Raw genomic sequence first — 20691 nt, forward strand, 5'->3', positions numbered from 1 at the left:
ATCCCGCACCCGCCCCGCGCGGGGCGGGTGCGGGATCGAAATCGCTCCTCCGTTGGCGTGTTCAGGTGCGTTTTTGATCCCGCGTCCGGGGCCGAGGGGGCTACTCCGCGCGGAGGCGCAGCTGGGCCATGCCGCCGTCGACCTCGATGAAGGTGCCGGTGGTCGAACCCGCGGCAGGGCTCACGAGGTATGCGACGGCGGCGGCGACCTCTTCGGGACTCACCAGACGTCCGTGAGGTTGGCGGGCTTCCAGTGCCGCGCGCTCGGCCGCGGGGTCGACCGCCGAGTCGAGCAGGCGTCCGACCCACGGGGTGTCGGCGGTGCCCGGGTTGACCGCGTTCACACGGATGCCCTCGCGCAGGTGGTCAGCGGCCATCGCGCGGGTGAGGGCGGAGACGGCACCCTTCGAGGCGCTGTACAGGGCGCGCTGCGGCAGTCCGGTGGTCGAGGCGATGGATGCCGTGTTGCACACCGAGGCCGACGGGGACTTCCGCAGCCAGGGGAGTGCCGCCGCGGTGACACGGGCGATGCCGGTGACGTTGACCGAGAGCACGCGGGCCCACTCGTCGTCGTCGTTCGCGGCGATGTCGCCCTGCGCGCCGATCCCGGCGTTGTTGACGACGATGTCGATGCGTCCGAACTCTTCGGCGACGGCAGCCACCGCCGCGTCGACACTCGCGCGATCCGAGACATCGGCCGTGAAGGCGGCGAAGGCGGGGTCAGCCGCCGCGGTGTCCCGGTCGAGGACCGCGATGGTCGCGCCGTCGGCGTGCAGGCGCTGCGCGATCGCCGCGCCGATGCCGGATGCTCCACCGGTGACGATCGCCACCAGTCCGTTCAGTGCACTCATTTCCGGGCCTCCCATGCCACGAACTCCTGCCTTTGGCGGCCGAGGCCGTCGATCTCGATCTCGACCACGTCGCCCGCGGCGAGGTAGGGGTACTTCCCCGAGAGGGCCACGCCCTGCGGGGTGCCGGTGAGGATGAGGTCGCCGGGTTCGAGCGTCACGTACTGCGACAGGTGGTGCACGATGTGCTCGACCGTGAAGATCATGTCGCTCGTGTTCGAGTCCTGTCGCGGCTCGCCGTTCACGAAGCTGCGCAGACCGAGCGCTTGATGGTCGACCTCGTCGGGGGTGACCAACCAGGGGCCCGTGGGGTTGAAGCCCGCCGCGATCTTACCCTTGGACCACTGTCCTCCGGAGACGGTCATCTGGAAGTCGCGCTCGGACACGTCATTCGCTGCGACGAAGCCGGCGACGTGCGTCATGGACTCCTCGGGGCTGTCGAGGTAGGCGGCGCGGGTGCCGATCACGATGCCGAGCTCGACCTCCCAGTCGGTCTTGACGCTGCCGCGGGGGATCGTCACTGTGTCGTTCGGGCCGACGACGGTGTTCGGGGTCTTGAGGAAGAGGATGGGGATGGTGGGCGGCTCCGACCCCGACTCCGCCGCGTGGGCGGCGTAGTTCATGCCGATGCAGATCACGGCGCTCGGACGGGCGATCGGGGCACCGATGCGCATCGACGCGGCATCCGCGAGTTCGGCGAGCTCACCGGCATCGCGAGCGGCCGCGACGCGGGAGGTGAAGTCGCTCTCGAGGAACGCTCCATCCACATCGGATGTTACGGGGCGGAGGTCGAGGTATCGGTCACCCTCCACCAGGACGGGGATCTCAGTGCCAGGGGTGCCGAGCCGCGCGAACTTCATGTTTCTCCTGATCCGTCGGGAAGCCGCGACAACGCGGCTGGTCTCGTTGACAGTATAGACATCGGATGTTTACACTCCAAGAGATCCGCGCGGAAGAAATCAGCCGTGCATGGAGAGGAATCCCGTGAGCCGTATCGTCGCCCTCGACACCACCGACATCCGCTTCCCCACGTCCCTGAGCCTGGACGGGTCGGATGCGATGAACCCCGACCCGGACTACTCGGCGGCGTACGTCATCGTGCGCACCGATGCCGATGATGACATCGACGGGCATGCCTTCGTCTTCACGATCGGCCGTGGCAACGACGTGCAGGTCGCGGCGATCGATGCGCTCGCCGGGCACCTCGTCGGGCGCGAGATCGAGCCGCTGCTCGATGACATGGGCGGCACCTTCCGCGAGATCATCGGCGACTCGCAGCTGCGCTGGCTCGGGCCCGAGAAGGGCGTCATGCACATGGCGATCGGCGCGGTCATCAACGCGCTGTGGGACATCAAGGCCAAGCGCGCCGGGCTTCCGCTCTGGCAGCTCCTCGCCCGCATGACGCCGGAGGAACTCGTCGACCTCGTCGACTTCCGCTACCTCACCAACGCGCTCACCCGCGAGGAAGCCCTCGAGATCCTGCGCGCCGCCGAACCCGGTCGCGCGGAGAGGGAGCAGCAGCTCCTCGCGAGCGGGTACCCGGGCTACACCACGAGCCCCGGATGGCTCGGATACTCCGACGAGAAGCTCGAACGCCTCGCCCGCGAGGCCATGGCTGACGGCTTCACCCAGATCAAGCTCAAGGTCGGCGCCGACCTCGACGACGACATCCGCCGCTTCCGCAAGGCGCGCGAGGTGTGCGGGCCCGACTTCCCCATCGCGATCGACGCCAACCAGCGTTGGGAGGTGTCGGAAGCCATCGAATGGGTGAACGCGCTCGCCGAGTTCCACCCCGCCTGGATCGAGGAGCCCACCAGCCCCGACGACGTGCTCGGTCACGCCGAGATCGCCCGGGGCATCGCACCCATCCGGGTCGCCACCGGCGAGCACGCCCAGAACCGCGTGATCTTCAAGCAGCTCCTGCAGGCCGAGGCCATCTCGGTCATGCAGATCGACGCCGTGCGCGTGGCAGGGGTGAACGAGAACATCGCGAACCTCCTGCTCGCCGCGAAGTTCGGCGTGCCGGTCTGTCCGCACGCCGGCGGAGTCGGCCTGTGCGAGGCCGTCCAGCACCTGTCGATGTTCGACTTCGTCGCGGTCACCGGGACCCGCGAGGGCCGCATGATCGAGTTCGTCGACCATCTGCACGAGCACTTCGTCGTGCCCACCGACATCCGCGGCGGCTCGTACATGGCGCCGACCGCGCCGGGAACGGGCATGGAGATGAAGGCCGACAGCATCGCGACCTACTCTTGGACGGGTGCGCATGTCGGTGCCTGATCCTCTGGCGGGGCCTGACCGCCTTCCCGTTCCCGCCCTCGGCTACGGGGCCGCGAACGTGGGCAACCTGTTCCGACCGCTCAGCGACGACGAGGCCTGGGCCGTGCTCGATGCGGCGTGGGAGAGCGGCATCCGCTTCTACGACACCGCGCCGCATTACGGTCTGGGGCTTTCAGAGCGCCGGCTCGGAGCCTTCCTGCAGACCAAGCCGCGGGATGAGTTCGTGCTCTCGACGAAGGCGGGGCGTCTGCTGCGACCGAACCCCGACCACGCCGGTGGCCTCGACACCGCCAACGACTTCCACGTGCCCGACGACCTGCAGCGGGTGTGGGACTTCTCGGAGGCGGGGATCCGTGCGAGCGTCGACGAGTCCCGGGAGCGTCTCGGCATCGAGCGCATCGACCTGCTGTACCTGCACGACCCCGAGCGACACGACCTCGACCTCGCGCTCGCGGAAGCCCTCCCCGCGATGGAGCAGCTGCGGGCCGACGGCGAGGTCTCCGCGATCGGCATCGGCTCGATGGTGTCGGATGCTCTCGCCGCAGCCGTCCGTGCCGCCGACCTCGACCTGATCATGGTGGCCGGCCGGTACACGCTGCTCGAACAGCCCGCCGCGGTCGACGTGCTGCCCGCGTGCCGGGAGACCTCGACCGGGATCGTCGCGGCCTCCGTGTTCAACTCCGGGCTGCTCGCGTCGAACGAGCCGCGCCGCGACGGGCGTTACGAGTACGGGCAGCTTCCGGACGAGCTGTGGGATCGGTTGGTTCGCATCGCCGCCGTGTGCGCCGACCACGGGGTGCCGCTGCCCGCCGCGGCGATCCAGTTCCCGCTGCAGTCCGATGTCGTGCGCTCGGTCGTGGTGGGCGGCAGTCGCCCGGCGCAGCTGCGACAGAACGCGGAGTACGCCGCACTCGACATCCCGACGGCGCTGTGGGCGAGCCTCGCGGAGGAGGGGCTCATCCCCACGGTCTGACCTGACGCCTGTGCCGCGTTCATAACTCCTCAACGATTGCCCAGATCGAGCGGTTGCGGCCGTCGCGGCCCGGTGTGCGGGCAATATCTGAGGAGTTGTGAACGACGCAGGGCCGTGCTCACCGTCCGACCGTGGACTCCCGCACGATGAGTTCAGCGGGGAACGGGGTGGTCGCGGGCGGCGGTGCCGTGGGGTCGGCGAGCTGCTGCAGGAGAGCAGTTCCGGCGGCGCGGCCGATCTCGTAGCCGGGCTGCCGCACGCTCGTGAGCGGCACGACGCCCTGGTGTGCCTGGGCGACGTCGTCGAAGCCGATGAGGGCGATCTCCTCCGGGACCCGGATGCCATGACGCAGCAGCTGCGTGAGCACCCCGAGTGCCACCATGTCGTTCGCAGCGAACACCGCGTCCGGGCGCTCGGTGACCGGCATCGCGATGATCTGCTCACCCGCACGCAGTCCGTCCTCGATCGCCAGGTGCGACACGTCGATGATCGACAGGTTCGCGTCGGACCCCGAGACGGCCTCACGCAGCCCGGCGAGGCGGTCGTTCGACTGACTCACCGCCGGATTGCCGAGGAAGAGGAGGCGTCGTCGGCCGAGGTCCAGAAGGTGTTCGCCCGCGAGGCGCCCACCGCCGCGGTCGTCGAACAGCACGGATGCGACCTTCGATGATTCCCGGATCGGACCCACCACGACCGAGCGGATACCGCGGTCGGCCAGTCCCTCCAGGCGCGGCACCACGTCGCCGAGCGGATAGATGACGATGCCCTGCACCCGGTGCGCCTCGAACATGTCGAGGTTGCGCCGTTCCTGCGCATCGTCGCGGTCGCTGTTGCTGAAGAACAGCGACCATCCCCCCTCGCGCGCCACGTCTTCGACCCCGCGCGAGAGGTCGTGGAAATAGGGCAGCCAGGCGTCGAGCAGGATCAGCGCGAGGGCCTTGCTCGACCCGGCGCGCAGCTGTCGTGCGGACTCGTTGGGCACGTAGCCGAGCTGTTCGATCGCCGCCCGCACCCGTTCCCGACTCGCGGATCCGAGCACATGCGGGTGGTTGAGGTAGTTCGAGACGGTGGAGGAGGAGACTCCGGCGAGGGCGGCGACGTCCTTGACGCTCGCGGGCATGGAACTCCTTCGTCGAACCGCGTCGATCGGGAACGGCGACCGCGTCGGTCGCCTCAGGATAGCGGACGACTTGCAACGTGCCAAGAAAGTTCTTGACAGTGTCTGGCGTGCGACGTAGCGTGGCACGCACACCGGAATTGGCACGTGCCAACTCCGGGACGGCGACGGTGCCGCACACCCGCTGTGAGAGGTCTCATGAACATCGGATGCCACGGGCTCGTCTGGACGGGGAACTTCGATGCCGAGGGCATCCGTCTGGCGGTGCGCAAGACCAAGGGCGCGGGCTTCGACCTCATCGAGTTCCCGTTGATGGATCCGTTCTCGTTCGACGTCGCCGTCGCGAAGGATGCGCTGGAGGAGTACGACCTCGCCGTCAGCGCCTCCCTCGGGCTCTCCGAGGCCACCGATGTCACGAGCTCCGACCCTGCGATCGTCGCGGCCGGCGAAGCCTTGCTGATCAAGGCCGTGGATGTGCTGGCGGACCTCGGGGGCCAGCACTTCTGCGGGGTGATCTACAGCGCCATGAAGAAGTACATGGAGCCGGTGACCGCTGCGGGGCTCGCGAGCAGCCGCGCCGCGATCGCCCGCGTCGCCGACCACGCCGCCGAGCGCGGCGTCTCGGTCTCGCTCGAGGTCGTGAACCGCTACGAGACCAACGTGCTGAACACGGCGCGACAGGCTCTGGGGTACGTCGCCGAGGTCGATCGGCCGAACCTCGGAATCCACCTCGACACGTACCACATGAACATCGAGGAGTCGGATATGTTCGCGCCGGTCCTCGACGCGGCTCCCGCCCTGCGCTACGTGCACATCGGAGAGAGTCACCGCGGGTACCTCGGCACCGGCACGGTCGACTTCGACACGTTCTTCAAGGCGCTCGGCCGCATCGGCTACGACGGTCCGATCGTCTTCGAGTCGTTCTCCTCGGCGGTCGTCGCTCCCGACCTCAGTCGCATGCTCGGCATCTGGCGGAACCTCTGGAGCGACAACGACGAACTCGGCACCCACGCCAACGCGTACATCCGCGACAAGCTCGTGGCGGTCGACTCGATCCGCCTCCACTGAGCCGGAACCCACCGGCGAGACGATCGGAAGATCAAGATGTCATTACAGGTCTTCCGCATCTGCCCGTCATTAGATACATTTAGATACAACTTGCGCTGCCCGTAGCGTAGGACGCAGAATTGATCCGATGTTTGCGACGGAATGATCCGTCGACGTCGAAGCAGAACCTTCAAGGAAGCAGGTGAGCGCATGAGTGGACCCATCCTCCGGGTCGAGGGGATCAGCAAAGGATTCCCCGGCGTGCAGGCGCTGAAAGACGTGCACCTCGAGGTGCACGCCGGCGAGGTGCTCGTGCTCGTGGGTGAGAACGGTGCCGGCAAGTCGACCCTGATGAAGATCCTCTCCGGGATCTACACCAAGGACGAGGGCACGATCACGTTCGAGGGCCGGGAGGTCGAGCTCACGAGCCCCCTCCAGGCGCAGGAGCTCGGCATCACGATCATCCATCAGGAGCTCAACCTGATGCCCGATCTGACCGTGGCGCAGAACATCTACGTGGGGCGGGAACCCACCACGGGCCCGTTCCTGTCGGAGCGCAAGCTGAACGCGCAGACCGCCGAGCTGCTGCAGCGCCTCGACATCCACCTGAACCCGCGTCAGCTCGTCGGCGAGCTCACGGTGGCCGAGCAGCAGATGGTCGAGATCGCCAAGGCGCTGTCCTTCAATGCCAAGGTGCTCATCATGGACGAGCCGACCTCGGCCCTCACCGACACCGAGGTCGAGACGCTCTTCGTGCTGATCGAGCAGCTCAAGGCGCGCGGCACCGGGATCGTCTACATCTCGCACCGCATGGACGAACTGCGCCGCCTGGCTGATCGGGTGACCGTCCTGCGTGACGGCACATACATCGGATCACTCGATAAGTCCGAGATCACCATCCCGACGATCATCGAGATGATGGTCGGCCGCGTGATCGACGAGGGAACCCGTCCCCAGGCCCGTGAGCACGCGAACGACCCCGTGGTCCTCGAGGTGCAGGGGCTGTCGACCAAGAGCCTTCTGAAAGACGTCTCGTTCCGGTTGCACCGGGGCGAGATCCTCGGCTTCGCCGGCCTCATGGGGGCGGGGCGCACCGAGACCGCCCGAGCCGTGATCGGCGCCGACCACCGCGACAGCGGCACGATCACCATCGACGGTCGCCCGGCGCGGATCTCCCAGCCCGCGGACGCGGTGCATCACGGCCTCGGGTACCTGTCCGAGGACCGGAAGCTCCTCGGCCTCATGCTCGAGCAGGATGTGACGTTCAACACCGTGCTCGCCTCGCTCGGCTCCTACGCCAACGCGATCGGTTGGATGGGCGACAGCAAGGCGAAGAACCGCACCAAGGAATACGTGCAGCAGCTGCGCGTGAAGACGCCCTCGGTCAACCAGGTCGTCAAGCTCCTCTCCGGAGGGAACCAGCAGAAGGTCGTCATCGCCCGCTGGCTGATGCGCGACTGCGACATCCTCATCTTCGACGAGCCGACCCGAGGGATCGACGTCGGCGCGAAAGAGGAGATCTACCGCCTCATGCAGCAGCTCGCTGACTCAGGCAAGTCCATCATCGTCATCTCATCCGAGCTCCCGGAGATCCTCCGTGTGGCGAACCGCATCGCGGTCTTCGCCAACGGCCGCATCACCGGGACGCTCCGCAACGAGGAAGCAAGCCAGGAGAAGATCATGCAACTCGCAGCCCACGGGGAGGAAGACTGATGAGCGCTCCGCAGCAGCCCGGATCGTCGACGACGACGATCATCCAGACCGCCGTGAACGAGGACACCGACAAGAGGGATGTCGTCGGGTTCATCAAGCGGCAGTTCCAGCAGTCGCTGGCCTTCGGCACGTTGATCGTGCTGGTCATCTTCTTCTCGATCGCCAGCCCCAACTTCTTCACCTTCAGCAACATCGCCACGGTGCTGCTGTCGACCGCGGTGATCGGCATCCTCGCCCTCGGTACGACCTTCGTCATCATCACCGGCGGCATCGACCTGTCGATCGGCACCGGCATGGCGCTGTGCGCCGTGATGACCGGGGTCATCGTCACGAACATGGGCCTTCCCGTCTGGGTCGGCGTGATCGGCGGCGTCGCGACAGGTGTGCTGATGGGACTCGTCAACGGCGTGAACATCACGTTCCTGCGACTGCCCCCGTTCATCGCCACGCTCGCGATGATGATGATCGCGGGTGGTCTCGCCCTCGTGATCTCGAACGTCGCACCGATCTACTTCTCGACCTCGGCACCGGACTTCAAGAAGATCGCCCTCGGCGTGATCATCCCCGGCATCCCGAACGCGGTGCTCATCACCGCCGCGCTGGCGATCGTCGCCTGGCTCGTGCTGTCGAAGACCCTGCTCGGCCGCTACACCTTCGCGATCGGCTCGAACGAGGAGGCCACCCGGCTGTCGGGTGTCAACACGCGTCGCTGGACCATCCTCATCTACATGTTCGCGGGCGCGTTCACCGGCGTCGCCGGCATCGTCATCGCCTCGCGCCTCGATTCGGCCCAGCCGCAGATCGGCATGGGGTACGAGCTGCAAGCGATCGCCGCGGTCATCATCGGCGGCACCTCGCTGCTGGGCGGACGCGGATCCATCCTCGGCACCGTGATCGGTGCCCTGATCATGAGCGTGCTCGTGAACGGACTGCGCATCATGTCGATCCAGACCGAGTGGCAGAACATCGTCGTCGGTGTGGTCGTGCTGCTTGCGGTCTTCCTCGACTCGCTCCGCAACCGGCAGCGCACCTGACCTCAATCCCTGCACCACCCACCCACCCACGAACAATGGAGTTTTCATGAAATTCGGGAAGAAGACCGCATTCGCAGCGCTGGTCGCCGCATCCGCCCTGGTGTTCGCCGGCTGTGCCGGCGGAGGCGACGTGATCGAGGAGGGCTCCGGCGGAGACGGCGGCAGCGGCGACGGCGAGATGTACATCGCCATGGTCTCGAAGGGCTTCCAGCACCAGTTCTGGCAGGCCGTCAAGAAGGGCGCCGAGGAGAAGGCGGACGAGCTCGGCGTGAAGATCACGTTCGAGGGCCCCGCGGCCGAGACCGAGATCGCGCAGCAGCTCGAGATGTTGACCGCCGCGATCGACAAGAACCCGGACGCCATCGCCTACGCCGCCCTCGACCCCGAGGCGTGCGTCGCCCCGCTCGAGCAGGCCAAGTCGAAGGACATCCCGGTCGTCTACTTCGACGCCCCCTGCAACGGCGACGTGGGCCTGAGCCTGTCCGCCACCGACAGCAAGGTCGCCGGTGCGCTCGCAGCCGAGCACATGGCCGAGCTGATCGGCGGCGAAGGACAGGTCGCGATCGTCGGCCACTCGCAGATCAACTCGACCGGTGTCGAGCGTCGCGACGGCTTCGTCGACAAGATCGAGGCGGACTACCCCGACATCGAGATCGTCGACATCCAGTACGGTGACGGCGACCACCTCAAGTCGGCCGACATCGCCAAGACCCTGATCGCGGCCCACCCCGACCTCAAGGGCATCTACGGTACCAACGAGGGCTCCGCCATCGGTGTGGTGAACGCCGTGAACGAGCTCGGCCTCGAGAAGGGCAAGATCACCATCGTCGGCTTCGACTCCGGTGCGGCCCAGATCAACGCCATCAAGGACGGCACCATGGCCGGCGCGATCACGCAGGACCCGATCGGCATCGGCGCGCAGGTCGTGCAGGCCGCGTACGACGCCGCCAACGGTGAGTCGGTCGAGAAGTTCTACGACACGGGTTCGTACTGGTACGACAGCACGAACATCGACGACCCGAAGATCGCGGCCGTCCTCTACGAGTGACGCCGCATCCATGAAGAAGCCCCTCGCCTTCGGGCGGGGGGCTTCTTCGTGTCGGGACGGCGTGTCCGCGGAGATGTGTCGGGACGGATGTCGGGAGGTTGCGCGGGTGCAGGAGCGGATGCCGGCGATTCTTCCGACATGCGTGCATTCTCCCGACAGGTGAGCAGGGGGTCAGACGGAGAAGGCCAGGAGCTGCGCCGGTGTGGTCACGAGCATCCGGTGCACGGCGTCCTCGCCCACAGCCTCGCGGAGGCGGGGGAGGTAACGGTCGCCGAGGTAGGCGAGTCCGGGCATGCCGCCGTACGCGATGTACCGTGTGCGCCGGGCGACATCGCCGCCGAGCACGATCCGGTCGCCGGCGCCGCGCTCGACCACGGCGACGGTCAGGGCGAGGAGCTCGGCATCGGAGCGGGTGCGCGGACGCGCGAAGCCGTCGTAGCCGAGGTGGGCTCCGCGTTCGGCGAGGGACACGTGCAGCCCGGGGTCGGGGTCGCGGTCGGCGTGCGCGAGCACGACCCGGTGGGCAGGCACCCCCTCGGCGGAGAGCAGGTCGAGCACCTCATGGGCCGCCGTGCCGAACTCCAGATGCACCATGACGGGAGCCCCTGTCGCGCGGTGCGCTGCGGCCACGGCGATCAGCGTCGTGCGCTCGAACGGACTGATGCGCCAGTAGTCGGCGCCCCCTTTGAGCAGCCCTGCGCGCACGGGAGCACCGCCCGGTGTGCGTGCGACGGAGATGTCGGGCGTCTCGAAGATCTCGCTGTCGTCCACGGGCATGCCGCGTGTGAGGTCGGCGAGGAAGAGAGCGGCCAGGCGGTCGGCGGTCCACACCTGCATCGGATGGTCCGCGCCGTAATGGGCTTCACGGTGACGGCCGGTCGTCGCCACGATGTGCAGTCCGGTCGTCGCGCTGATCCGTGCCAAAGCCTCCGGGTCCCGGGCGAGTCCGAACGGTGTGGCATCCACCATCGTGTCGAACCCGCTCGCCCGCAGCAGTGCCGCTTCTTTGCCCGACGCGGTCTCATCGTCGAGCTCATCGCCCGGCAGCAGCGGCGACACCTGGAACAGGTGCTCGTGGTAGTTCACTCGTCCGAGCGCCGTCGGCGCGATGTCACCGAGCACCGTGCGGACGACGACGGACATCAGCGCACCGACTCCGCGGCCTCGGCGAGTCGCTCGACGACCTCGGGGGTCAGGTCGAGCTCGAACACGTCGGCCACCACCTGCGACCAGCCGTGGATGAAGTAGCGCCAGCCGTCGATGACGTGGAGCCCGTGCGCGGCCGCCTGCGCCTGCGCCTGATGCAGGAACTCGAGCGAGCCGCGGTAGTTGAACTCCCACGCGTACGCGCCTTCGGGGAACACCGCCGTGTCGCTCAGGGGCGAGCCCGGGCGGTCCTTGCCGAGCCCGGTGGCGTTGGCGATGACGGATCCCGGGGGTGCGGCGGTCACCAGGGCATCGGCCTCTGCAGGGGACGCAGTCACCACGTACTCGATCAGTCCCTCCCGCGTGCCGTGCTGGCGGTGCACCTCGCGCAGGTGGTCGAGCTTGTCCTGTGTGCGGGCCGTCACCGTGATCTTCGAGGGGGCGTCCTCACGCTCGGCCAGCGCCCAGCTCAGTGCGGTGCCCGAACCGCCGGCGCCCAGGATCACGACCGCCGCACCCGTACGTGTGAAGTGATCGGCCGGGAGGAAGTCGTTCAGCGCGAGGTCGACCGTGATCGGATCCTTGGCCCGTCCGGAAAGGACCCGGCCGCGCTTCGAGATGCTGGAGATCTCGGAGCAGGACACCGCGAAGGGATCCAACTCGTTGAACAGGTCGGAGGCCGCGGCGTACACGTTCATCTTGTGCGTGGTCACGAGGGCTCCACGGTGGTGCGGGTCATCGCGGATCTGCTCGACCATCGCGCGGTACTGTGCCGGCTCGGCGTCCATCGGCAGATCGTGGCCGAGCAGGGTGCGCGTCGGGAGACCCAGGATGTCGGCCCACAGCGGGAACACCTTCATGATCGACGACGACGCCGTGGTCACCCCGACGAAACCCATGTAGTCGGCGGATGCAGCAGTGGAGGCCCCGTCGGCGTGGACGGTGTCGGCGGTGGTGGTCATCGGTTCTCCTCGGCGAGCGGGACGGGGACGGGATGGGCGGGATCGCCACCGTCGAGGATCGCGATCACGTCGGCCAGCGAGAGAGCGCCCATGTTGTCGACGGCCTGGGTGGTCTGCGCACCGAGGTGCGGGGTGACGATCACGCGGTCGGCGAGGTCCGGGGCGAGCAGAGGGCTGTGGTGCGCGGCCGTGTCACCGTCGAGGGTGTCGGCCGCGTAGCCGGCGAGGGTTCCGTCGCGGAGCGCCTGCGCGACGGCTGCCTCGTCGATCAGGTCACCGCGGGCGGTGTTGATCAGCACGGTTCCCGGCCGCATGCCGGTGAGACGGTCGGCGTCGACGAGCTGTTGCCCGCCCGGAGCGTGCAGCGTGATGACGTCGGCGGTGCGGAACAGGTCGTCGAGCGAGACGGGTTCTGCACCCCGGGCCCGCACGACCTCGTCGGGAAGGAACGGATCGGCGGCCAGCACGCGCGGCCCGAAGCCGCTCAGCCGCGCGGCCACACCCTGGCCGATGCGCCCGAAGCCGACGATGCCGACCGTGGCGGCGCCGAGCTCACGTCCGCGCCGCACGCCCCAATCGCCCGTGCGCACGCGGCGATCGCCGTCCGGGATGAACCGCAGCGCGGCGAGCATGAGCCCGATCGCGTGGTCCGCGACCGCGTCGGCGTTGGCGCCGGGGGTGTTGGTCACCGGGATGCCGCGATCGCGCGCCGCGCCCAGATCGACCGACTCGGTGCCGACGCCGTACCGGGCGACCACCTTGAGCTTCGGAGCCGCGGCGAAATGCGCGTCCGTGATCGCCCCGGTGCCCGCGATCCAGGCATCAGCGCCGTGCAGGAGTGATCGCAAGTCCTCGAGGTCATGATGCGCCGGACCACGGAGGATGCGATGCCCCGCCTGGGCGGCGCGTTCCACCAGGTCGAGGTCGCCGTCCGAGAAGGAGCGGCTGGTGACGAGGATCACACCCATCAGCGCGGCCGTCCGGCGAACCACGGCGCCAGGGCCGTGTAGGCGTCGGCGAAGCGGGCGTGCCGCTCGGCGTAGACGGCATGGCGCCCGGCATCCGGGGTGAACTCGGCGGTGACCTCGCTCAGGGCGCGGGCGGCCGAGAAGTCCGTGAGTCCGAGCCCGACTGCGGCGGTGACCGCTGCTCCGAGACTGTTCGCCTCCTCCACGATCGTCCGGCGGCGCACCGGCACGCCCCACACATCCGCCAGCACCGAGAGGTACACGTCGCTCTGGGCTCCGCCGCCGACCGCGTCGATGCGGTCGATCACGGCCCCGGACTCACGGAAGGCCTGGATGCAGCTGAGCAGGTTGAACGCCGTGCCCTCCAGCACCGCCCGCACGAGGTGGGCTCTGCCGTGGTGGCGGGCGAGGCCGACGAAGGCGCCGCGGGCGTCCGGGTCCCACATCGGGGAGCGCTCGCCGAGGAGGTAGGGGAGGAAGTAGAGGTCGTCGGTGTCGATGTCGGCGGACGCTTCGGCCGTCAGCCGGGCGGTTTCGGGATGCGCGGGGTCGGGGGAGAGAGCCTCCGAGATCCATTGCACCGAGGCCCCGCCGGCCTGCATGGTGGCGGTCGGGACGAACGAGCCGGGGACCACGTTGTCGAACGTGAAAGTGCGCATCGCGGGATCGTGCAGCGGGGCATCGGCCGCGAACGAGATCCACGACGAGGTGCCCAGGCACACGTACGCGCCGTCCTCGGGCGCGACGACGCCGGAGCCGACGGCGGCCATCGGACCATCGCCGCCCCCCATCACCACACGGACGCTCGCGGGGAGCCCGAGGGCGTCCGCGGCTGCATCCGTCAGCGTGCCGGCGATCCGGGTCGAGTCGAGGATCTCGGGGAACAGGGCCGGGTCGAGGCGTGCGGCGCGCACGACCTCGTCCGACCAGGTTCCGGCGGCCTGGTCGTAGGCGTTGGTGCCGGAGGCGTCGGAGCGGTCGGTGGCCAGGCGCCCGGTCAGGCGCAGGACGATGAAGTCCTTCGCGACGCACACCCGGCGCACGCGCGCCCACACGTCGGGCTCGTTGTCGCGCACCCACATGATCTTCTCGACCGAGTAGGTGGGGTTGAGGCGATGGCCCAGGATGCCGTAGGCGTGTTCGGCGCCGATCGCGGCCTCGAGCTCGCGCTGCTGGGCGCCCGACCTGGTGTCGGCCCAGATGATCGCCGGGCGTGCGGGTTCGCCGTCGGCGTCGAGCAGCACCGCCCCCATCATCTGGCCGCTCACCACGAGTCCGGCGATGTCGGTCGCGGCCGTTCCGGTGCGGGCGATCAGGTCGCGCGTCGCCTCGACGACCGCGTTCCACCAGTCGGAGGGGTTCTGCTCGGCGATACCGCCCGCGGCGAAGTGCGCGGGGTAGGGGACGGTGACCGAGGCGACGAGACGGCCGTCGTCGTGGTGCAGGGACGCCTTGTTGCCGGTGGTGCCCAGATCGTGCGCGATGATCATGGCCGGAGCCTATTCCGCGTAGGGGCGCAGGTCGACGCCGGAGGCTGCGCGATAGGCGCGTGCGCCCATGCCGTGCTCCAGCACCCAGCCGTAGTCGTGCCCTGCTCCTCCCGGGTAGACCGCGAGGAAGGCGTAGGGCTCGTCGCCGGTGTTGACCGAGCGATGCGCCCAGCCCGGCGGGATGTAGCCGATCGTCCCGGGGAGCATGTCCAGCCACTCGGTGCGATCGCCGTCGAACATGAGCAGTCCGCCGCGGCCCTTCAATGCCAGGTAGATCTCGCCCTGATGGTGCGGGTGCTGGTGACCCTTGGTCATCCAGAGCTCACCGGACGTGTCGCCGGGCATGATCGTCGTGATCGACTGCGGCAGCTCGCGGTCGACCTCGGGAACGGGGGAGCTCACCACCGTGTAGACCACGGGGTTCTCGCCGGCGGATGCGTCGGCCCAGGCCTCGGCGTCGAGGAAAAGCCCCTCGAGGTCGGACATCCGCCGGGTGAGGGTCGGCCCTTCGGGCGAGAGAGTCAGCTTCTCGGCGTCGAACGCGATCGCCATCGGAGAGATCGGCGGGGTGTGGAACTCGGGCATCGGTGCTCCTCGTACGGGCGCTGCGTCGTTGCGCAACCTGTAATGACAGGTTCACTGTACCTGTTATGACAGGTCGCGTCCAGAGTCGCTCATCTTTCGAATCGCGTGAATGGTCCGATTCGGGGCGGAGAAGCGACCGTTCACGCGATTCGAAACCCGGGGCTGTCGCGAGTAGCGTCAACGACCATGGGCACGGTGAGGACGGATACGGCGGTCGCACCCGCGCGCGACGTGCGCCTCGGGCTGCCGCTCGCGATCGCCGCGGCCTTCGCGTTCGGTATGTCGGGAGCATGGGCGCGCGGGCTCATCGATGCGGGGTGGACGCCCGGGGCCGCGGTCACCGCTCGCATCTGGGTGGCAGCCCTCGTGCTGCTCCTCCCCACGATCCTCTCCCTGCGTGGGCGGTGGGGGCTGCTGCGGCGCAATGCGGGGATGATCCTCGCCTACGGTCTGCTCGCGGTCGCGGCGACGCAACTCTTCTACTTCCAGGCCGTCGCCGTCATGGATGTCGGGATCGCCCTGCTCATCGAGTACACCGCTCCGGTCGCGGTGCTGCTGTGGCTCTGGCTGCGCAGGGGGGAGCGTCCGACGCGTCGGAGCATCATCGGCGCGGCCATCGCCTTCGTCGGGCTCGTGCTGATGCTCGACATCCTCACCGGTGCCGACGTGAACGTGGCCGGGATCCTCTGGGCGCTCGGGGCGATGGTGGGGGCGGCGACGTACTTCGTGCTGTCCGCCAAGGCGGACACGGGGCTGCCGCCGATCGCGCTCGCCGGCAGCGGTCTGCTGCTCGGTGCGCTCGGGCTCACCGCCGCCGGGGCCATCGGCGTGCTGCCGATTCGGTGGACCACCGACGACATCGCGTACCGGTTCGGCAGTGTGCCGTGGTTCGTCCCGGTGCTGGCGATGGGTGTCGTCGCGACCGCCCTCGCGTACCTGCTCGGGATCGCGTCGACGCGGATGCTGGGGTCGCGGCTCGCGTCCTTCGTCGCGCTCGCCGAGGTCGTGGCGGCTCTTCTGTTCGGCTGGCTGCTCCTCGGGCAGCTCCCCGATCTGCTGCAGGCGCTGGGTGGGGTGCTCGTGCTCGCCGGCGTCGTCGTGGTCAAGTTGGGGGAGCCGGTCGCCCAGGAGTTCGTCGAACCGGTGCCGTAGCCCTCGCGGGGAATGTATACCGGAAACGAGTCCAGCGAGATCATCGGCCCGCCAGAGCCGCTTTATGTATACACTGAGGGCATGACCCTTCCCGTGGAGCGCACCTCGGCCGGTGACCGTGCGTATGCGGCGCTGCTCGATGACATCCAGTCCGGCGCGCTCGCGGCAGGTTTCGTGCTCGGCGAGGTCGAGCAGGCGGAGCGCCTGGGCGTGAGTCGCACGCCCATGCGCGAAGCGCTGCGCAGGCTCGCCGCCGACGGCCTCGTCGTCCAGCAGTCACCGCGGGTCACGGTCGTCGCCGATCTCGACGCCGACGACATCCGCTCGCTCTTCGAGATCCGCCGTGCGCTCGAGGAGAGCTCGGCACGCCTCGCCGCCACCCGGGGCGATGCCTCCCTGTTCGCCGCGCTCGCCGACGAGTTCGCCCACGTCGACCTCGACGCCGTCGCCGGCCGCGACGCCTACTATGCGCTGATAGCCCGCTTCGACGCCGCCCTCGACGCCGCTGTGGCGAACGACTACATCGCGTCGGCGCTGCGCACGGTGCGCACCCACCTCGTGCGGGTTCGTCGGATGGCGCGGGACAACCCCGCCCGGCTCGCCGCCTCCGCGGGGGAGCACCGCACCATCGCCGCGGCGCTCGCCGCCCGCGACGGCGACCTCGCGGCCCACGCGACGCACGTGCACCTGCACAACGCGCTCACCGGCATCCTCGACTCCCTCCCCGAAGACGTCTCGTCCCCTCCCACGACCGAAGGACTCTCATGACCGTCACCCACCACGTCCGTGTGCACCGCAGCGACGAGAACCTCGCCCGTGAGGATCAGCTCGCCTGGAGGATCGCCGAGGTCGCCGCCGACCCGGTCGAGGTCGAGCAGGATGTCGTCGACATGATCATCAACCGCATCATCGACAACGCCTCCGTCGCCGCGGCCTCCCTGACCCGCGCTCCGATCAACGCGGCCAGGGCGCAGGCGTTCAGCCATCCCGTCTCGACGGGCGGCGTCGGTGCGAACCTCTTCGGCGCCGCACTCGACCACCGCACCAGCCCCGAGTGGGCCGCCTGGGCGAACGGCGTGGCCGTGCGCGAGCTGGACTACCACGACACGTTCCTCGCGGCGGAGTACTCGCACCCCGGCGACAACATCCCGCCGATCCTCGCGGTCGCCCAGCACACCGGCAAGGACGGCCGCGCCCTGGTGCGCGGCATCGCCACCGGGTATGAGATCCAGATGGATCTGGTGCGCGCGATCTGCCTGCACAAGCACAAGATCGACCACGTCGCCCACCTCGGCCCGTCGGCCGCCGCCGGCATCGGAACCCTGCTCGGCCTCGACGTCGAGACCATCTATCAGGCCGTCGGGCAGGGACTGCACACCACGACCGCCACCCGCCAGAGCCGCAAGGGCGAGATCTCGACCTGGAAGGCGCACGCCCCGGCCTTCGCGGGCAAGATGGCCGTCGAAGCGGTCGACCGGGCGATGCGGGGGCAGACCAGCCCCGCCCCGATCTACGAAGGTGAAGACGGCGTGATCGCCTGGATGCTCGACGGCAAGGATGCCGCGTACGACGTGCCGCTGCCCGCTGCGGGTGAGCCCAAGCGCGCGATCCTCGACTCGTACACGAAGGAGCACTCGGCCGAGTACCAGGCGCAGGCGCTCATCGACCTCGCCCGCAAGCTCGGGATCGAGAATCCGGCGCTGCGTGACCCCGCCAACATCGATCAGATCGTCATCCACACGAGCCATCACACCCACAACGTGATCGGCTCCGGCGCCAACGACCCGCAGAAGTACGACCCGACCGCCTCGCGCGAGACGCTCGACCACTCGGTGCCCTACATCTTCGCGGTCGCGCTGCAGGACGGTGGATGGCACCACGTCGACTCCTACGCTCCCGAGCGCGCGGGCCGCGCCGACACGGTCGCGCTGTGGCACAAGATCACCACCGCCGAGGACGCCGAGTGGACGCGCCGCTATCACTCCGAGGACCCCGATGAAAAGGCGTTCGGCGGTCGCGTCGAGATCCGCCTCACCGACGGGTCGACCGTGGTGGACGAGATCGCCGTGGCGGATGCCCACCCCCTCGGAGCGCGTCCGTTCGCCCGGGAGAACTACATCGCCAAGTTCCGTCTGCTGGCGGAGCCCGTGCTCGAGCCCGCCGAGATCGAACGGTTCCTGGACCTCGTCCAGCGTCTGCCCGAGCTGACCGCAGCGGAGGTCGGCGAGCTGTCGATCGTCGCGAAGCCGGGAGTGCTCGAGAACGCTCCGGCACCGGCAGGACTCTTCTGATGCTGTACTCGACCGTCACCCCGTCGGAGAAGCGGCGCCTGTTCCGCGAGCGGCTCGCGAGCGGGGAGCTGCTTCGCTTCCCCGGTGCGTTCAACCCGCTGAGCGCACGCCTGATCGAGCAGAAGGGCTTCGACGGCGTCTACATCTCCGGCGCCGTGCTCTCGGCCGATCTGGGCCTCCCCGACATCGGCCTCACCACACTCACCGAGGTCGCGGGTCGGGCGAAGCAGATCGCCCGAATGACCGACCTCCCCGCGATCGTCGATGCCGACACCGGCTTCGGCGAACCGATGAACGTCGCCCGCACGATCCAGGAGCTCGAGGATGCGGGCCTCGCGGGCACGCACATCGAGGACCAGATCAACCCGAAGCGCTGCGGTCACCTCGACGGCAAATCCGTGGTCGACGAGGACACGGCGATCAAGCGCATCCGTGCCGCCGTCGACGCCCGTCGCGACGAGAACTTCCTGCTCATGGCGCGCACCGACATCCGGGCGGTGGAAGGGCTGGACGCGGCGATCGACCGCGCCAAGGCACTGGTGGATGCGGGCGCCGACGCGGTGTTCCCCGAGGCGATGCGCACGCTCGCGGAGTTCGAGGCGATGGCCGAGGCACTCGACGTGCCGATCCTCGCGAACATGACCGAGTTCGGCAAGAGCGAGCTGTTCTCCGTGGATCAGCTGCGCGACGCCGGGGTCAACCTCGTCATCTGGCCGGTGTCGCTGCTGCGCATCTCGATGGGGGCCGCGGGCCGTGCGCTCGATACGCTGAACGAAGAGGGGCACCTGACCTCGAAGCTCGGCGAGATGCAGCACCGCGCCGACCTCTACGACCTGATCGACTACGAGTCGTACAACCATTTCGACTCCGGTGTCTTCAACTTCACCATCACGAAGGAGTGACCATGACCGAGCCGGACATCAAGAAGGGCCTCGCGGGGGTCGTCGTCGACACGACCGCGATCTCGAAGGTCAATCCCGAGACGAACAGTCTGCTGTACCGCGGCTATCCGGTGCAGGAGCTCGCGGACACGCAGCCGTTCGAAGCGGTCGCCTACCTGCTCTGGAACGGCGAACTGCCGACGCCCGAGGAGCTGGCGGCGTTCCGCGTGGAGGAGCGCAGACACCGCGCGCTCGCCGACAACGTCAAGGCCGCGATCGACCTGGTCCCGCTCGACGCGCACCCGATGGACGAGGTGCGCACCGCGGTGAGCCTGATCGGTGCGTCCGACCCGGGCGCCGGCGGCTCGGTGCTCGACGCCGGGGGCAGCCCCGAGCAGAACCTCGAGCGCAGCATCCGCCTCTTCGCCGCGCTCCCGGCGATCGTCGCCTACGGGCAGCGTCGTCGTCGTGGCCAGGAGCTCATCGCCCCCCGAGACGACCTCGACTACTCCGCGAACTTCCTCTGGATGACGTTCGGCGAGGAAGCGGACGACGTCGTCGTGGATGCGTTCAACCGCTCGATGATCCTGTACGCGGAGCACTCCTTCAACGCCTCGACGTTCACCGCACGCGTGATCACCTCGACCCTGAGCGACATCTACTCCGCGGTCGTCGGGGCCATCGGCGCGCTCAAGGGCCCGCTGCACGGTGGCGCCAACGAAGCGGTCCTGCACATCTTCGACGACATCGGCACCGCAGACAATGTCGTGCCGTGGCTCGACAAGGCGCTCGCCGAGAAGCGCAAGATCATGGGCTTCGGGCATCGCGTCTACAAGAAGGGCGATTCCCGGGTGCCGACCATGAAGGCGGCGCTCGACACCCTCGTGGAGCACTACGATCGCGCCGACGTGGCCGAGCTGTACGACACCCTCGAGTCGGAGTTCGTGGCGCGCAAGGGCATCTATCCGAACCTCGACTACCCGTCGGGCCCTGCCTACAACCTGATCGGTTTCGACACGCTCACCTTCACGCCGCTGTTCGTCGCGGCGCGAGTGACGGGCTGGACCGCGCACGTGATCGAGCAGGCGGGATCGAACGCGCTGATCCGTCCGCTGTCGCACTACGACGGTCCGGACGAGCGCCACGTCGAGGGCTGA

Annotated in this window: 19 protein-coding genes; 11 read left to right on the forward strand and 8 right to left on the reverse strand. The window is 68.7% G+C overall.

Features of this window, described 5'->3' with window-relative positions:
* Positions 1 to 100: 100 nt before the first annotated feature.
* A complete protein-coding gene (locus tag E0W80_RS15825; protein WP_131493931.1) occupies positions 101 to 850 on the reverse strand; it encodes an SDR family oxidoreductase in 750 nt (249 codons plus the stop codon).
* Positions 847 to 1707: a fumarylacetoacetate hydrolase family protein gene (locus E0W80_RS15830; RefSeq protein ID WP_131493933.1), complete on the reverse strand. Its 861-nt coding sequence runs from the start codon at positions 1705 to 1707 to the stop codon at positions 847 to 849. The genes E0W80_RS15825 and E0W80_RS15830 overlap by 4 nt, the downstream gene beginning before the upstream one ends.
* A 124-nt stretch (positions 1708 to 1831) precedes the next feature.
* Between E0W80_RS15830 and E0W80_RS15835 the strand changes: the two genes are divergently transcribed.
* A complete protein-coding gene (locus E0W80_RS15835) occupies positions 1832 to 3127 on the forward strand; it encodes an L-fuconate dehydratase (RefSeq protein ID WP_131493935.1) in 1296 nt (431 codons plus the stop codon).
* The gene (locus E0W80_RS15840; protein ID WP_131493937.1) at positions 3114 to 4100 is read left to right on the forward strand and encodes an aldo/keto reductase; all 987 of its coding nucleotides are present in this window, start codon (positions 3114 to 3116) and stop codon (positions 4098 to 4100) included. The genes E0W80_RS15835 and E0W80_RS15840 overlap by 14 nt, the downstream gene beginning before the upstream one ends.
* A gap of 118 nt (positions 4101 to 4218) precedes the next feature.
* Here the strand turns inward: E0W80_RS15840 and E0W80_RS15845 are convergent, their stop codons facing one another.
* Complete coding sequence (locus E0W80_RS15845; protein ID WP_131493939.1) at positions 4219 to 5220, reverse strand: LacI family DNA-binding transcriptional regulator; 1002 nt, start codon at positions 5218 to 5220, stop codon at positions 4219 to 4221.
* Positions 5221 to 5415: 195 nt separating this feature from the next.
* On the opposite strand from E0W80_RS15845, the gene E0W80_RS15850 reads away from it, so the two are divergent.
* The 4 genes from E0W80_RS15850 (at position 5416) to E0W80_RS15865 (ending at position 10059) form a co-directional block, all read left to right on the forward strand.
* Entirely contained in the window at positions 5416 to 6285 is an 870-nt protein-coding gene (locus E0W80_RS15850; RefSeq protein ID WP_131493941.1) for a sugar phosphate isomerase/epimerase family protein, read from the forward strand.
* 189 nt (positions 6286 to 6474) lie between these two features.
* On the forward strand, positions 6475 to 7977 hold the full coding sequence (locus E0W80_RS15855; RefSeq protein ID WP_131493943.1) for a sugar ABC transporter ATP-binding protein: 1503 nt from the start codon (positions 6475 to 6477) through the stop codon (positions 7975 to 7977).
* Positions 7977 to 9011, forward strand: coding sequence for an ABC transporter permease (locus E0W80_RS15860; RefSeq protein WP_194239293.1), 1035 nt, complete (start codon positions 7977 to 7979; stop codon positions 9009 to 9011). The genes E0W80_RS15855 and E0W80_RS15860 overlap by 1 nt, the downstream gene beginning before the upstream one ends.
* Positions 9012 to 9057: 46 nt before the next feature.
* A complete protein-coding gene (locus E0W80_RS15865; RefSeq protein WP_047521608.1) occupies positions 9058 to 10059 on the forward strand; it encodes an ABC transporter substrate-binding protein in 1002 nt (333 codons plus the stop codon).
* Positions 10060 to 10230: 171 nt separating this feature from the next.
* Here E0W80_RS15865 and E0W80_RS15870 read toward each other — a convergent pair whose 3' ends face one another.
* From E0W80_RS15870 to E0W80_RS15890, 5 genes are read right to left on the reverse strand one after another with little or no spacing between them, the layout of a single operon-like run.
* The gene (locus tag E0W80_RS15870) at positions 10231 to 11202 is read right to left on the reverse strand and encodes an aryldialkylphosphatase (protein WP_131493945.1); all 972 of its coding nucleotides are present in this window, start codon (positions 11200 to 11202) and stop codon (positions 10231 to 10233) included.
* Complete coding sequence (locus E0W80_RS15875; RefSeq protein ID WP_131493946.1) at positions 11202 to 12167, reverse strand: shikimate dehydrogenase; 966 nt, start codon at positions 12165 to 12167, stop codon at positions 11202 to 11204. The genes E0W80_RS15870 and E0W80_RS15875 overlap by 1 nt, the downstream gene beginning before the upstream one ends.
* Positions 12164 to 13159, reverse strand: a complete 996-nt coding sequence (locus tag E0W80_RS15880; protein ID WP_131493948.1) for a phosphoglycerate dehydrogenase — start codon at positions 13157 to 13159, stop codon at positions 12164 to 12166. Before E0W80_RS15880 ends, E0W80_RS15875 begins: the two co-directional genes overlap by 4 nt.
* The gene (xylB, locus tag E0W80_RS15885) at positions 13135 to 14625 is read right to left on the reverse strand and encodes a xylulokinase (protein ID WP_131493950.1); all 1491 of its coding nucleotides are present in this window, start codon (positions 14623 to 14625) and stop codon (positions 13135 to 13137) included. Before xylB ends, E0W80_RS15880 begins: the two co-directional genes overlap by 25 nt.
* Positions 14626 to 14634: 9 nt before the next feature.
* Entirely contained in the window at positions 14635 to 15210 is a 576-nt protein-coding gene (locus E0W80_RS15890) for a glucose-6-phosphate isomerase family protein (protein WP_131493952.1), read from the reverse strand.
* Between the two features lie 186 nt (positions 15211 to 15396).
* Between E0W80_RS15890 and E0W80_RS15895 the strand changes: the two genes are divergently transcribed.
* The 5 genes from E0W80_RS15895 to E0W80_RS15915 all read left to right on the forward strand — a co-directional run bounded on the left by E0W80_RS15895 (position 15397) and on the right by E0W80_RS15915 (position 20691).
* The gene (locus E0W80_RS15895) at positions 15397 to 16362 is read left to right on the forward strand and encodes a DMT family transporter (RefSeq protein ID WP_131493954.1); all 966 of its coding nucleotides are present in this window, start codon (positions 15397 to 15399) and stop codon (positions 16360 to 16362) included.
* A gap of 81 nt (positions 16363 to 16443) precedes the next feature.
* Positions 16444 to 17130, forward strand: a complete 687-nt coding sequence (locus E0W80_RS15900) for a GntR family transcriptional regulator (protein ID WP_047521621.1) — start codon at positions 16444 to 16446, stop codon at positions 17128 to 17130.
* On the forward strand, positions 17127 to 18653 hold the full coding sequence (locus E0W80_RS15905; RefSeq protein WP_131493955.1) for an MmgE/PrpD family protein: 1527 nt from the start codon (positions 17127 to 17129) through the stop codon (positions 18651 to 18653). The genes E0W80_RS15900 and E0W80_RS15905 overlap by 4 nt, the downstream gene beginning before the upstream one ends.
* The gene (gene prpB, locus E0W80_RS15910) at positions 18653 to 19555 is read left to right on the forward strand and encodes a methylisocitrate lyase (RefSeq protein ID WP_131493957.1); all 903 of its coding nucleotides are present in this window, start codon (positions 18653 to 18655) and stop codon (positions 19553 to 19555) included. Before E0W80_RS15905 ends, prpB begins: the two co-directional genes overlap by 1 nt.
* Positions 19556 to 19557: 2 nt before the next feature.
* Positions 19558 to 20691 carry a bifunctional 2-methylcitrate synthase/citrate synthase gene (locus E0W80_RS15915; RefSeq protein ID WP_047521627.1) on the forward strand — a complete coding sequence of 378 codons (1134 nt, stop codon included), beginning with the start codon at positions 19558 to 19560 and terminating at the stop codon, positions 20689 to 20691.

Origin of the sequence: Microbacterium sp. PI-1, from assembly GCF_004337555.1 — a bacterium.
Taxonomy (GTDB): domain Bacteria; phylum Actinomycetota; class Actinomycetes; order Actinomycetales; family Microbacteriaceae; genus Microbacterium; species Microbacterium aurugineum.